The organism is Halomonas sp. A3H3, from assembly GCF_000982975.1.
GTDB classification, from domain to species: domain Bacteria; phylum Pseudomonadota; class Gammaproteobacteria; order Pseudomonadales; family Halomonadaceae; genus Vreelandella; species Vreelandella titanicae.
In genome coordinates this window covers 3072635-3086156 of the sequence record NZ_HG423343.1, presented here as the reverse complement: position 1 = coordinate 3086156, position 13522 = coordinate 3072635, and the positions used below count along the sequence as shown (strand labels likewise).

Below are 13522 nucleotides of genomic sequence, written 5' to 3'. Positions count from 1 at the left end.
CCGGTATGAGCCAGTTTGCAATTAACTTACTGTTCGTCGGCGCCTCTTTTGCCTTGTATATAGGCATTGCGATTTGGGCGCGCGCCGGCTCAACGAAAGACTTCTATGTCGCGGGGGGCGGGGTTCACCCGATCACCAATGGCATGGCCACCGCAGCGGACTGGATGTCAGCTGCATCGTTCATTTCCATGGCGGGCCTGCTAGCCTCAGGCGGCTACGCCAACTCTACTTTCCTGATGGGCTGGACTGGTGGCTACGTTATCCTCGCGATGCTGCTAGCACCTTACCTGCGTAAGTTTGGTAAGTTCACCGTGCCTGACTTTATCGGCGACCGCTTCTACAGCAACACCGCTCGCTTAGTGGCTATCGTCTGCTTGATTGTGGCGTCGGTTACCTACGTTATCGGTCAAATGACCGGTGCGGGCGTAGCGTTCTCTCGCTTCCTTGAAGTCAGCAACACCTGGGGTATTTGGTTAGCCGCGCTGATCGTTTTCCTCTACGCCGTATTTGGTGGTATGAAAGGCATTACCTATACCCAGGTAGCCCAGTACATCGTTCTAATCATCGCTTACACCATTCCTGCGGTGTTTATTGCCTTCCAACTAACCGGCAACCCGATTCCGATGTTCGGTATGTTCAGCACGCATACTGAATCCGGCATTCCGCTGCTGGCTAAATTGGATGACGTGGTTAGCGCACTTGGCTTCCGCGACTACACCGCCGATGTGGACAACAAACTCAACATGGTGCTGTTTACCCTGTCGCTGATGGTCGGTACTGCCGGTCTACCCCACGTTATCATTCGCTTCTTCACCGTCCCGAAAGTAGCCGATGCTCGCTGGTCTGCTGGCTGGGCGCTGGTGTTCATTGCCCTGCTTTACCTCACGGCTCCTGCGGTCGGTTCAATGGCACGTCTGAATCTGGCGACCACCGTGTACCCAGAGATGGCGGGGCAGGTTGAAAACTACGAAGAGGCTGCGCAAAACCCGATTCTGTACGAAGAACGCCCTGATTGGGTTCGTACATGGGAAGAAACAGGCCTTATCACCTTCAACGATCTCAACAATGACGGCCGTATCCAAATGTATAATGATGCTGCCGACTACTCTGATCGTGGCTGGGAAGGCAACGAGCTAACCGTCAATAATGACATACTGGTACTCGCCAACCCGGAAATTGCCAATCTTCCCGGCTGGGTTATTGGTTTGATTGCAGCGGGTGGTATCGCCGCAGCACTCTCGACAGCTGCAGGCTTGCTGCTGGCGATCTCGTCGGCGATCAGCCACGACTTGATCAAGACCATGATCAATCCCAAGATCACCGAGAAAGGCGAGATGTTGGCAGCGCGAATCTCCATGGGTGGTGCCATCCTGTTGGCCACTTACCTGGGGCTTAATCCGCCGGGGTTTGCAGCACAAACGGTGGCATTAGCCTTTGGTATCGCCGGTGCATCACTGTTCCCCGCGCTGATGATGGGTATCTTCTCCACGCGGATGAACAGCTCAGGCGCGGTCGCCGGTATGCTGGCGGGCTTGATTTGCACCCTGCTTTACATCTTTACCTACCTGGGCTGGTTCTTCGTGCCGGATACCAATATGCTGGCAAACACGCCGGATAACTGGATCTTTGGCATCTCGCCGCTCTCCTTCGGTGCCGTAGGCGCGATGATCAACTTCGCCGTTGCCTTTGCGGTTTCCAGAGTGACAGCTGCACCGCCGCAGGAAATTCAGGATCTGGTGGAAAGCGTTCGCTATCCGAAAGGTGCTGGCATGGCGATAGACCACTAAGTCATACTCCTTCCTGATGCGTTATCGCCATACGGCGATAACGCTTTGGAATCGACCTCATCATCGGGCTTCCTTAGGGAGGCCCGATGGCTTTTATAGATAGCTTTTATAGACGGCTTTTTGAAAGGATAAATTATGATTTGGCACTTGATCGCCGCCGTTTTTGCAGGCCTTGCGGCAGCCGGGATTGGCCTGATACTGCGCAATTTGAGCGGCAAACGTTTACCCAAATGGATAGTCCCGGTGTGTGGCGGACTGGGTATGCTGGGTTATCAAGTTCAGGTGGAGTACAGCTGGTTTGACCACAAGCAGGCACAACTGCCCGAGACCGCCACGGTCATTTCAACCGAAAGCAGCACGGCGGTATGGCGCCCATGGACTTTTGCCATTCCGATGATCACCAAATTCAGCATGGTGGATAGCGAGAACATCCGTATTACCGAGCAGGATGACACCCGTTTAGCGGAATTTATCCTTTATCAGTTTGAGCGCCATCACACCGATATTTTGATCACCCAGCCCTATCTACTCAACTGCGAGAGCCGTGAGCTAGTGCCCCTGGATAAAGACTCCCGCGACCCTATCCTCGAAGAGATACGCACGCTGCGCGAAACATCACCGCTACTCAACAACGTATGCGCCTAGACAAATAAACAGCCCGTGGTACAAACGGTCGTACACGACCCGTTGTTTCGCCTAGAATGAAGCCTTTTGACTGGCGCACGTTAAACACTCTGGCGGGGAGAAAGGCATGTTTCACGGCGGGCTACTGGTAGCGGTTTCGTTACTCTACATTGCCGTTCTATTCGGTATCGCTTGGTACGGTGATCGCCGCGCGCGTACCCACGGCGCCACCCGTCGGCGTCCGATCATCTATAGCTTGGCACTGGCCATTTACTGCACCTCGTGGACGTTTTACGGCGCGGTTGGCCAGGCAGCCACCGCGGGATGGTCGTTTGCGAGCATCTTCGTCGGACCGATTTTAACGTTTTTACTCTTCTGGCCGGTGCTGGCCAAAATGATCCGCGTTGCCAAACATCAAAACGTCACCTCGATTGCCGATTTTATTGCCTCCCGTTACGGCAAAACCCAGTCGCTGGCCGCCTTTGCCAGTCTGGTTGCCCTGGTCGGTACCCTGCCCTACATTGCCCTGCAGCTAAAAGCAGTTTCCACTACTTTTAGCGTTCTTACCGATGCCACCGATGTGACCCATACGCCGTTGTTTGGCGACACGGCCTTCTATGTGGCCATTGTGATGGCAATTTTCGCGATTCTATTCGGCACCCGCCACACCGATGCCACCGAACACCACGAAGGCTTAATCCACGCCGTGGCATTCGAATCGCTGGTCAAGCTGCTCGCCTTCGTGGTGCTTGGCGCCTTTGTTACCTGGGGTATGTTTGATGGCCTGGGTGAGCTGATGGGGCATGCCGAAAGCCAGCTCGAACTCCAGCGCCAGCTGGCCAACCAGGATTTTGGCCAAAGTTTCTGGGCCCAAACGCTGCTCGCGATGCTGGCGATTCTGTGTCTTCCCCGCCAGTTCCATGTGGCAGTGGTGGAAAACATTCACCCTGACGACGCCACGAAAGCGCGCTGGCTGTTTCCACTTTACCTGTTGGCCATTGCCTTTTTTGTGGTGCCCTTAGCCGCCGCTGGTCTGCTGCTGTTTTCCGAAAGCGGCGTAGAGCCCGATACCTACGTACTGGCTCTATCCATGGCCTCGGGCCACCAATGGTTAACGCTACTCACCTTTATCGGCGGTTTCTCGGCGGCCACGGGCATGGTAATTGTCGCCGCCGTGGCCGTGTCGATCATGATCTCCAACGAAATCGTTATCCCTGCGCTGTTCCGGCTGCGCTGGTTTGATACCAAGGCACGGGATTATGGGCGCTTGGTGCTACGTGCGCGGCGTTTAACCATTGTTGCCGTACTGGCCATGGCCTACGGCTTCTACCAGCTGATTGCCGAATTTACCTCGCTGGCCTCGATTGGCATGCTCTCGTTTGCCGCTGCCTCGCAATTTGCCCCAGCGCTGATTGGCGGCCTCTACTGGAAGCGCGGCAACCGGCTTGGGGTGATTGTCGGTATGAATGCGGGCTTCGCCATCTGGGCCTATAGCCTGCTTATGCCCGCGATGATCAATGCTGGTGTACTGCCGACTGGCTGGCTTGACGGCGGCCCGTTGGGGCTCAATTGGCTATCGCCCACGACGCTATTCGGCCTCAACTTAGGTGACAGCTTTACCCACGGAGTGATGCTGTCACTCGGGGTAAACCTGTTCTGCTACATTTTCGTTTCCCAAGTTACCTCACAGCGAGTGGTCGAGCGTATTCAGGCCTCACTGTTCGTGGATAGCGTGGAAACACGCCAGACCTCGGTCAACCGCCCCTGGACCGGGGCGACCACCGTGGGCGATTTAAAAGTCCTGTGTGAACGTTTTCTAGGCGCGGGCCAGGTCGATCGCGCCTTTGAAGACTACGCCCGCCGGGTGGGTAAACCGCTGGACGACGGCACTCGCGCCTCAATCGATATTATTCAGTTCACTGAACGCTTTCTGGCTTCAGTGCTTGGCGCTTCCTCGGCGCGCATCGTGGTTAACTCAGCGCTTCAAGGGCGCGGCATCGGTATCTCGGATGTGATTTCGATTGTCGATGAAGCCTCCCAAGTGCTGGAATTCAACCGAGCACTGCTCCAGGCCACCATTGAAAATATTAACCAGGGCATCAGCGTGGTCGACCAGAACCTGCGCCTGGTGGTGTGGAACCAGCGCTATCTGGAGCTCTTCCGCTTCCCTGATCACCTGATTCGCGTTGGCGCACCCATTGACCGCATCTTTCGCTACAACGCCCACAACGGCGAATACGGCCCAGGTGACCCGGAAGAACATGTGCAACTGTTGCTCGACAATATTCGCGAAGGCCAACCCCACCGCTACGTGCGCTACCGCCAGGATGGCAGCGTGCTGGAGGTGCAGGGCAACCCGATGCCCGGCGGCGGCTTTGTGTATACCTACCAGGATATTACCCAGCAGAAGCGTATCGAAGAGGCGCTGATTCGCTCGGAAAACAATATCCGTATCTACACCGATAACGTGCCCGCACTGATTGCTTACTTCGATAAAGAGTGCCGCTATCTGTTTACCAACCGCGCCTATGAGCAGGCGTTCAATATTGACCGCAATGCGGTGATTGGTCGCCGCTTTGAAGACGTATTGCCGGTCAAGCAGGCAGAGGAGCGCACCCCTTGGGTGAACCGCGCGCTAAACGGTGAGCGGGTTAGCTTTGAAGTCTCGCTGCGGGTCAACGAGGCCATGCGCTATATGCTGGTCACTTACACGCCGCACTTTGGTGACAGCCAGGCGATCCTGGGCTTCTTTGCACTCTATCAGGACATTACCGAGCGCCGTCAGGCCGAAATTGCCCTTAAAGAGACCAACGAAACTCTGGAGGAGCGCGTACGCGAACGCACCCAGGCGCTCTCTGAAGCCAACGCGGCGTTGCGCCAGGAGAACCGGGTACGCGCCGAGGCGGAGCTCGCCCTGCGCCAGGCTAAGCAGCTCGCGGAAGATGCCAACGCGTCTAAAACGCGCTTTTTGGCCGCGGCCAGCCACGACTTACTGCAGCCACTTAACGCGGCACGGCTATTTACTTCCGCGCTGATGCAAAACGTGACCACTACCGACACCCAGCGCATCGTTGGCCATATCGATAACTCACTACAGGCCGCCGAGGAACTGCTAAGCACCCTGCTGGATATCTCCAAGCTGGACGCAGGCGCCCTAACGCCCCGCCGCAGTCACTTTGCCCTAGCGGATATCTTCCGCCCGTTACGCGCCGAATTTGAGGTGATGGCGGACGATCGCGGGCTGGACTTAGAAGTCGTGCCTACCCAGCTTTGGGTCGACTCAGATCCTCAAATGCTGCGCCGTATCGTGCAAAACTTCTTATCCAATGCGATTCGCTACACTCAAGAGGGGCGCGTGCTGTTGGGCTGCCGTCGCCAAAATGGCTGGCTCTCTATTGAAGTGTGGGACAGCGGCCCCGGCATTCCCGAGTCTAAATTGAGCGAAATTTTTCAGGAATTCCGCCGATTGGATCAGGTCTCCCGCCACAAAGAGAGCGAGAAAGGGCTGGGGCTAGGGCTCTCCATTGCCGACCGTATGAGCCGGGTGCTGGATCATCCTATCAAGGTACGCTCGACGGTAGGCAAAGGCGCGGTTTTCTCAGTCAGCGTACCGATTGTCACCGCCCACGAGTCAACCAGCACCGAGCTTGAGCCGCATGCGCGGCGCGGCAGCCATAAGCTGAGCAGTACGCGGATTGTATGCATCGATAACGAGACGCTGATTCTGGAAGGCATGACCGCCATGCTTAGCGGCTGGGGCTGCGAGGTGTTTACCGCCACCAGTATCGGCGGGGCCAAATCGATCCTACGCAATATGGATGGCGACCCTGACGCTATTCTGGCGGACTACCACTTGGATAACGAAGTCACCGGCTTAATGGCGCTAGAAGCGCTCAGCGAGCGTTTTGAGGGGGCAGTACCGGGGATTGTGATTACCGCTGACCGTACCGAAGCGGTGGCTGAAGAGATCAAGCGGGCGGGCTATCAACTACTGCTGAAGCCCGTTAAACCGGCGGCGCTGCGGGCGCTTCTGACGCGCACGCTGCAGGCCAATCGTGCGGCGCGCTAAGCGCGCCGCGGTTAACACAGTCGTTGTTTGCTACTTGCTTAGGAAACGACTTTCGGCGGCTCGACTTCAAGCTTCTGAGCCGCGATAACCGCCTGGGTACGTGAGTGTACGCCCAGCTTGCGTAGAATCGCAGTCACGTGGGCTTTGATCGTGGCTTCAGAGACGCTCAGTTCATAAGCGATCTGTTTATTCAGCAGGCCTTCGGTGAGCATATTCAAGACGCGGAATTGCTGGGGCGTTAGCGAAGCAATCGCCTCGGCAAAACGCGACTCCTCTTCGCTGGTCTCTTCCAGTACGTTGGCCAACGCCTCAGGTAACCACACCTCGCCCTGCAGAATTTCGCCGACGGCTTCAGCAATTAGTTGTAGAGACGATGATTTAGGGATAAAACCCGACGCGCCGTAGTCAATAGCACGACGAACCACGTAGGGTTCATCACTACCAGACACTACCGCAACGGGGATATCAGGCATTTGACCACGCAGTTGGATTAAACCAGAGAAGCCATGGGCTCCCGGCATATGCAGATCCAGCAGAATCAAATCGGCATCTGGGTGGCGATTCACCACGTCAGTGGTGGCTTCCATGGTGTCCGCTTCGACAATTTCCGCCTGGGGGGCCAACTGGCGTAACGCTTGGGTCAGCGCTGCACGAAACAGCGGGTGATCGTCAGCGACGATAAACTTATGAGCTACTGCCATGGATATTCCTCCGGTTCCTCGAGCAGCGGGGTTGTCTGCCGCCGCGACGCTAGGCTCTTACGGTTGTGAAGCATGGTACCCCATGGGCTTCATCATGCCCAAGCATCACATGCACAATTTATAATAGATAGTTCATACAAGTGAAATGCGTATCTATAAACGCATATCTATAAACTCGTATCTACAAACACAGTCGTGCCGACCTACTCGGGTCGGCACGGTTTTATCAAGGGCTGGGGGCGGCTAAACAGCTTAGATCGATGTCGCCATTATTGATTGACGCGATGCTCAATCAGCTCATCGACCACCGACGGATCCGCCAGTGTACTGGTATCGCCCAAGCCATCACACTCGTTAGCGGCAATCTTGCGCAGGATACGGCGCATGATTTTACCCGAGCGGGTTTTCGGCAAGCCTGGCGCCCACTGGATGACATCCGGCGAAGCAATCGGGCCAATATCTTTGCGCACCCACTGGGTCAGCTCTTTTTTGAGTTCGTCTGTCGCCTCGATACCGTCACTCAGGGTGACATAGATATAGATGCCTTGTCCCTTAATATCGTGCGGGAAACCAACAACGGCTGCTTCTGCAACGGCGCTGTGCGCTACCAGAGAGGACTCTATCTCGGCGGTGCCCATGCGGTGACCCGACACGTTCAGCACGTCGTCCACACGCCCGGTGATCCAGTAGTAGCCATCCTCATCGCGGCGACAGCCGTCACCCGTGAAGTACATACCGTCGTAGGTCGAGAAGTAGGTCTGAGTATAGCGTTCGTGATCACCCCAAATAGAGCGCGCCTGCCCCGGCCAAGCGTCAAGAAGCACCAGATTACCTTCAGTGGCACCTTCCAGGATATTACCTTCGTTATCCACCAGAGCGGGCTTCACACCAAAGAAAGGAACCGTCGCAGAACCCGGTTTAAGCGGCGTAGCGCCCGGCAGCGGCGCAATCATGATGCCGCCGGTTTCGGTTTGCCACCAAGTATCCACAATCGGGCATTTTTCGTTGCCGATAACGCGGTAGAACCACTCCCAGGCTTCCGGGTTAATCGGCTCGCCCACGGAGCCCAGCAGACGCAGACTATCGCGTTTGCTCGAATCCATGACGTTATCGCCATGGGCCATCAATGCACGTACCGCGGTGGGCGCAGTATAGAGAATATTAACGTTGTGCTTATCAACGATATCGCCCAGCCGACCATGGGTCGGATAGCTGGGAACACCTTCAAACATTAAGGTGGTCGCACCGTTCGCCAAGGGGCCATAAACAATATAGCTATGCCCGGTGACCCAGCCAACGTCCGCAGTACACCAGTAAATCTCACCCTCTTGATAGTCGAACACGTACTGGTGAGTCATGGCGGCGTAGGTCAGGTAGCCGCCGGTGGTGTGCTTCAAGCCTTTAGGCGCACCGGTAGAACCCGAGGTGTAGAGAATGAATAGCGGGTCTTCGGCGCCCATGGCTTCCGGTTCACACTCGTTGGACTGCTTGTCGACCAGCTCGTCAAACCAGACATCGCGACCCTCTTTCCACTCGATCTCACCGCCGGTGCGCTTCACCACCAGGACGTTTTTGCACACATCAGTGCCGTCACGGGTCAGCGCGGCGTCCACGTTCTCTTTCAGCGGTACGTGCTTACCACCGCGCACCGACTCATCAGCGGTAATCACCAGCCTGGAGTCGGCGCCAATAACCCGCTGGGCAACGGCGTCCGGCGAGAAGCCACCAAAGACAACCGAGTGAACGGCCCCGATGCGCGAACAGGCCAGCATAGCCATGGCGGCTTCGGGAATCATCGGCATATACAGCGTAACGGTATCGCCTTTACCGATACCCAGCTCTTTCAGCGCGTTGGCTAGCTGGTTCGTGCGTGCATAGAGTTCGCGATAAGTAATGTGTTTGGACTCATCGGGGTTGTCGCCTTCCCAAATGATCGCTGTCTGATCACCGCGCTTATCCAGATGGCGGTCAAGGCAGTTGGCGCTGACGTTAAGCAGGCCATCCTCAAACCAACGAATATCAACATTGTCACGCGCAAAGGAGGTGTTTTTGATTTTGCTGGGCGCTTTAATCCAGTCGAGGCGTTTGGCTTGCTCAGCCCAGAAGCCTTCCGGGTCGTCTATCGACTGCTGATACATGGCCTCATATTTGGCTTTATCGGCCCAGGCATTGGCGGCGAAATCGTCGCGCACCGGATAGACGTTCTGTTGATCGCTCATAAAATTGCCTCTGTCCGTGAAAATGCACTCTCTAAGAAACTGTAGTCGATACGCTTATTTATGGGGCTCATTAGCCATTATGTGGAGTATCGACTGCCATTAATGTTCCCCTAGCATAAACCTCCTCGCGCGGGCTTCCCTTTAGACATTGGTATTATCATTTTTTATTTAAAAAACAAAGATTTATAAACAAATCATGAGACGACTTCCGGCCTGTAGACCAACGTCTTAGCGCAGTGTCGGCAGCGGTAACGGCGCCCGTTTACCACTAAAGCATGACGTCGCGGGGTAAATTGATGAAACCGGCAATCACACTGGTAACGATAAGGTGCGGACTGCGCCTGCTTAATATCAAACCGATGGGTAACACTGGGAACTAAACCAAAAAGGTCGCGCATGACCGTTTTCCACTCGCGGCCGTGGGGTTTTAAACGCGGGCCGTTGTCCAAATGAAACACCAGCCAGTGAGCCATTTCGTGGGGAATCACCTCATCAAAAAACGCCGTGCGGTTCTCTCTCAGTAACACCGGGTTCAAGCGTAACCCGCCGTGGCCAAGGTGCGCCTGGCCAGCCGAAGCGCCGCGCAGGTTAAACCACACATTTGGGGCTGGCAGCGCTGGGCACACTTCACAGCAGCGCTGCCACGCTTGTTCGACGCGAACTCGCGCGGCCTGATGCAACTCTGTTTCCGACATAGCCGCCAATTCAGTGGCAGGCCAAGGAGGCAGTGGTGACGTCTTCATTAGTGATAAACTAGCCGTTATAGGTAACCATTGATGAACGTTTGTATTAACGAGGCTTTACTCATGGCAGAGCGCAGCGATACGCCTGAAACGAACACGCCACCGCAGCCACTGCTCGAGGATGAGCAGTTGGATAGATTGGACGACTTCCTTGACTCGGATCAAGTCGATGAAGACGCCCTGGATCTTATTTCCACCCATGGCTTTTTAGTGGCCCTTGCCGTGGCACCCAGCGAAGTACCGGCGACCCAGTGGCTGACTGAGCTGTTTCAGGGTGAGCCTCGCTACGCCGATGACGCCGAGCGTGATGAGATTATTACCCTGCTCACACTGTTACGCGACAACGCGGTGGCGGTACTCGAGCAAGGCGGCTTACCGGAACTGCCGTTTGAACTAACGTTGGGAGGAGAACCCGCCGAGGAAACCCCCATAGGCGACTGGTGTGCGGGCTTTATGGAAGGCGTCTTCAGCGACGAGAGCGCTTGGTTCCAGGACGATGAAGAGGCCGCAGCCGCCCTGCTGCTGCCGTTTATGCTGCTCTCCGGGCTGTTCGACGATGAGCCGGACTTGGCCGAGCTGGCTAAAGATCAAGAACGCCAGGAGTCGCTGGTAGTGCAGTTGCCGGAACTGGTTTTGGATCTTTACCTGCATTACCGCGTGCCACCGGAAACGCCCAAACCCAAACCGCGTAAAAAAACGCCTGCAAAAGGTAAAAAGCGCTAGGTGCTTAGGCTAAGTAGTTAGCGTAGACACTATTTAAGTCGCGTTACTCTTATTTAAGTCGCGTTACAACGGCATCCAGCACGCCATAGATCCACTCACGGGCGCGCTGCCTCCAGGGGCGCGCCGCCCAGGCCGCGGCGTCTACCTCCTGGCTGGCGGCAAAGTTTCGCTCGAACAGTTCGCGCACGTCCGCCGCGAGCTTCGGATCCATTGCTTCCTGGTTTGCCTCTAGGTTCCAGTGCAGATTCCAGTGGTCAAAGTTACACGAACCAATGCTCACCCACTCATCGGCGAGCACAAATTTGGCGTGGATAAAGGTCGGCTGAAACTCAAAAATGCGCACCCCAGCCTTGAGCATGGTGTGATAAAAGCGCTGACCGGCAAAGCGAACGCTGGGATGATCATGCTTTGCCCCCGGTAGCAGTAAGCGTACGTCTATCCCTCTGCGAGCCGCCCGAACCAAACGCCGACGCAGGGCAAAGGTGGGCACAAAATAGGGTGTGCATAACCAGAGTCGTTCATTTACCTGGCTGACCCGATAATGCAATGAGTGGCGAATCGCTTGATAACGATAGCCACGCGCCGACATCGCCCGCCCAGGCACGCCATTGGCAAGCGCCTGAGGCTCACGACGCTCTGGGAGAGCCGCCACGCGTCTATCGCCCTTCTCGACGCGGGTCAGCCGCGAATGCCATAGGCGCCGAAACAGCAGTTCCCAATCGGCCACCACCGGCCCTTCAATACGCAGGGCAATTTCGTACCAGGCATTCAAAAACTCATCCACCGCGCCAAAGCCACCGGTGAACGCCAGCTCGCCGTCAATAACCATTATTTTGCGATGGTCACGGCTCAGGTTCAGCGCTAAAGAGTGGAAACCGATGGGGTTAAAAAAGCGCAGCTGAACATCGCCCTGCTTCAGGCGCTGGCGATCACTCCCGGAGAGACCCATCGAGCCATAGCCATCCAGCAGTAAACAGACGCGAACACCGCGCTGCGCTGCATCAGTCAATACCTCAATGACTTGATCTGCAAGCTCCCCTGATTCCATCAAGTAGAGCTCTACCAGCACATAGTGCCGCGCATTATGCACCGCTTCAAACATAGCGGGCAGAAAGCGTGAGGCCTCCGGCAGCAGCGTAAATCGATTACCTTCTCGCCACGCGTTCTGCATGGGTGCTCCTTGCTTAGCCACTGATAAGTACACTAACGAGCTACCGTGCTAATGAGCGATGTACATACAGATCGTAGCGGCTGGTTTTACCCTCAAGGGTATGTTGCGGCACTGGCCCCGCAATAGGCGGCGCCTTACGGGGGCGCTTAACCACCACGCGATGAGTGGCCACATCCAACGCCGCTTCTAGTAATCGCGGGGCATCGTTATCATCACCAGCCAACTCGCGGAACAGACGCATCTCTTTTTTCACCAACGCTGATTTCTCACGATGGGGAAACATTGGATCCAGGTGTATCACCTGCGGTGAAAAGTGAGCACTGGCAACCAATTCAGCCAGGGATTGAGCCGCATCCCCATGACGCAGTGTCATGCGGGCAACAATATCCACTGTATCGCTATGCCTGGAGGCACGTTTCAGGCCATCCTCCAGCAGCGCTGCAATCGCTGCAACCCGCTCAATTAACAACACCTGGGCACCTAGGCTGGCCAATACAAACGCATCCCGCCCCAACCCTGCCGTAGCATCAACGATGCAGGGCGTCACGCCCTTGGAAAGCCCACAGGCCTTTGCGACCAGCTGACCACGCCCACCACCAAAGCGGCGCCGATGGGCCGCTTTGCCCGCCACAAAATCAACGCTGAGCGGCTTGCCGTAGCGTTTTTCATCACCGACCAGCGCCAACCCCTCATCGCCCTGCACCAAGCGCAGGCCGTCAGGCAGAACGATGCTCTCAACATCGGCCTCAACATCGCTCATGCGGGCTTTTTCCAGGCAACGTCGTTGCGCAGATAAACCGGCTGAACCAAGTGCGCGGCCTGCCCCAACCCAGCGGCAAAATCACGCGCCGCCAGCCACGCCATCTCTTCGGCGCGGGGCTCTAAATCATCCAAATGTTGGGGCATGCTGAGCTGTACATCGACAGTGAAGCGCTCCCACAGCGTAAAGCCGCTGCCTACACCTACCCAGTCGGTTTCGTCGCCTGGCAGGCGAAGTGCTTCAGGGGCCAGCACCGCCTCGGCGCTCATCGGTGTGATGGTATCTTTAAGGCAGTGCCACGTCGCGGCGTATACCTCGCCCATGCGGGCATCTAAGGCAGTCACCACGTGGCGGAGGTGATAGCGACGATGGGCCTGAAGGGCCAGCGCCTCCAAAGTAGACACCCCCAGCAACGGGCAATCCAAACCAAACGCCAACCCCTGGGCTGCCCCCGCCGCGATACGCAGTCCGGTAAACGAACCCGGCCCTCGGCCAAACGCTACGGCATCAAGCTGGGAAGGGGTTACCTGCGCTTCGGCAAGCACTTCGTCCACCATAGGTAACAACCGACGGGTATGGGCGCGAGGCGTCATCTCGAAGCGCGCCAGGCACTCAGTGCCCGAATCGCCCTGGCGCAGTAAGGCTGCAGAACAGGCGCTTGAAGAGGCGTCCAGGGCAAGCAGATGTAACGGCATAGCAAGTGGCCACTCGAAAGAAAGGTTGCG

At 56.4% G+C, this 13522-nt stretch carries 10 protein-coding genes; 4 read left to right on the top strand and 6 right to left on the bottom strand.

Going from position 1 to position 13522, the window contains the following annotated elements; genetic code table 11:
• Positions 1 to 5 precede the first annotated feature (5 nt).
• The 3 genes from HALA3H3_RS13620 (at position 6) to HALA3H3_RS13610 (ending at position 6480) form a co-directional block, all read left to right on the top strand.
• The gene (locus HALA3H3_RS13620; RefSeq protein ID WP_009287414.1) at positions 6 to 1787 is read left to right on the top strand and encodes a sodium:solute symporter family protein; all 1782 of its coding nucleotides are present in this window, start codon (positions 6 to 8) and stop codon (positions 1785 to 1787) included.
• Positions 1788 to 1922: 135 nt separating this feature from the next.
• Complete coding sequence (locus HALA3H3_RS13615) at positions 1923 to 2432, top strand: hypothetical protein (RefSeq protein ID WP_022522135.1); 510 nt, start codon at positions 1923 to 1925, stop codon at positions 2430 to 2432.
• A gap of 106 nt (positions 2433 to 2538) precedes the next feature.
• Positions 2539 to 6480 (top strand): hybrid sensor histidine kinase/response regulator, encoded by a 3942-nt coding sequence (locus tag HALA3H3_RS13610; RefSeq protein ID WP_022522134.1) that lies wholly within the window; start codon positions 2539 to 2541, stop codon positions 6478 to 6480.
• A 38-nt stretch (positions 6481 to 6518) separates the two neighbouring features.
• Here the strand turns inward: HALA3H3_RS13610 and HALA3H3_RS13605 are convergent, their stop codons facing one another.
• The 3 genes from HALA3H3_RS13605 to HALA3H3_RS13595 all read right to left on the bottom strand — a co-directional run bounded on the left by HALA3H3_RS13605 (position 6519) and on the right by HALA3H3_RS13595 (position 10143).
• Positions 6519 to 7181, bottom strand: coding sequence for a response regulator (locus HALA3H3_RS13605; protein WP_007113812.1), 663 nt, complete (start codon positions 7179 to 7181; stop codon positions 6519 to 6521).
• 269 nt (positions 7182 to 7450) lie between these two features.
• A complete protein-coding gene (gene acs / locus HALA3H3_RS13600) occupies positions 7451 to 9400 on the bottom strand; it encodes an acetate--CoA ligase (protein ID WP_022522132.1) in 1950 nt (649 codons plus the stop codon).
• A 194-nt stretch (positions 9401 to 9594) separates the two neighbouring features.
• Complete coding sequence (locus tag HALA3H3_RS13595; RefSeq protein ID WP_022522131.1) at positions 9595 to 10143, bottom strand: SprT family zinc-dependent metalloprotease; 549 nt, start codon at positions 10141 to 10143, stop codon at positions 9595 to 9597.
• Positions 10144 to 10206: 63 nt separating this feature from the next.
• On the opposite strand from HALA3H3_RS13595, the gene HALA3H3_RS13590 reads away from it, so the two are divergent.
• A complete protein-coding gene (locus HALA3H3_RS13590) occupies positions 10207 to 10866 on the top strand; it encodes a YecA/YgfB family protein (protein ID WP_022522130.1) in 660 nt (219 codons plus the stop codon).
• 49 nt (positions 10867 to 10915) lie between these two features.
• Here the strand turns inward: HALA3H3_RS13590 and HALA3H3_RS13585 are convergent, their stop codons facing one another.
• Genes HALA3H3_RS13585 through tsaB form a run of 3 tightly spaced genes read right to left on the bottom strand, consistent with a single transcriptional unit; the run spans position 10916 to position 13492 of the window.
• A complete protein-coding gene (locus HALA3H3_RS13585; RefSeq protein WP_022522129.1) occupies positions 10916 to 12037 on the bottom strand; it encodes a phospholipase D-like domain-containing protein in 1122 nt (373 codons plus the stop codon).
• A gap of 40 nt (positions 12038 to 12077) precedes the next feature.
• The gene (locus tag HALA3H3_RS13580; protein ID WP_022522128.1) at positions 12078 to 12797 is read right to left on the bottom strand and encodes a class I SAM-dependent methyltransferase; all 720 of its coding nucleotides are present in this window, start codon (positions 12795 to 12797) and stop codon (positions 12078 to 12080) included.
• The gene (gene tsaB / locus HALA3H3_RS13575; RefSeq protein ID WP_022522127.1) at positions 12794 to 13492 is read right to left on the bottom strand and encodes a tRNA (adenosine(37)-N6)-threonylcarbamoyltransferase complex dimerization subunit type 1 TsaB; all 699 of its coding nucleotides are present in this window, start codon (positions 13490 to 13492) and stop codon (positions 12794 to 12796) included. The genes HALA3H3_RS13580 and tsaB overlap by 4 nt, the downstream gene beginning before the upstream one ends.
• Positions 13493 to 13522: the final 30 nt, after the last annotated feature.

Excerpts from the sequence above, each read along its gene's own strand:
- HALA3H3_RS13605 (WP_007113812.1), bottom strand. The coding sequence starts at position 7,181 with ATGGCAGTAGCTCATAAGTTTATCGTCGCTGACGATCACCCGCTGTTT.
- HALA3H3_RS13590 (WP_022522130.1), top strand. The coding sequence starts at position 10,207 with ATGGCAGAGCGCAGCGATACGCCTGAAACGAACACGCCACCGCAGCCA.
- tsaB (WP_022522127.1), bottom strand. The coding sequence starts at position 13,492 with ATGCCGTTACATCTGCTTGCCCTGGACGCCTCTTCAAGCGCCTGTTCT.
- HALA3H3_RS13615 (WP_022522135.1), top strand. The coding sequence starts at position 1,923 with ATGATTTGGCACTTGATCGCCGCCGTTTTTGCAGGCCTTGCGGCAGCC.
- HALA3H3_RS13610 (WP_022522134.1), top strand. The coding sequence starts at position 2,539 with ATGTTTCACGGCGGGCTACTGGTAGCGGTTTCGTTACTCTACATTGCC.
- HALA3H3_RS13595 (WP_022522131.1), bottom strand. The coding sequence starts at position 10,143 with ATGAAGACGTCACCACTGCCTCCTTGGCCTGCCACTGAATTGGCGGCT.
- HALA3H3_RS13620 (WP_009287414.1), top strand. The coding sequence starts at position 6 with ATGAGCCAGTTTGCAATTAACTTACTGTTCGTCGGCGCCTCTTTTGCC.
- HALA3H3_RS13580 (WP_022522128.1), bottom strand. The coding sequence starts at position 12,797 with ATGAGCGATGTTGAGGCCGATGTTGAGAGCATCGTTCTGCCTGACGGC.
- acs (WP_022522132.1), bottom strand. The coding sequence starts at position 9,400 with ATGAGCGATCAACAGAACGTCTATCCGGTGCGCGACGATTTCGCCGCC.
- HALA3H3_RS13585 (WP_022522129.1), bottom strand. The coding sequence starts at position 12,037 with ATGCAGAACGCGTGGCGAGAAGGTAATCGATTTACGCTGCTGCCGGAG.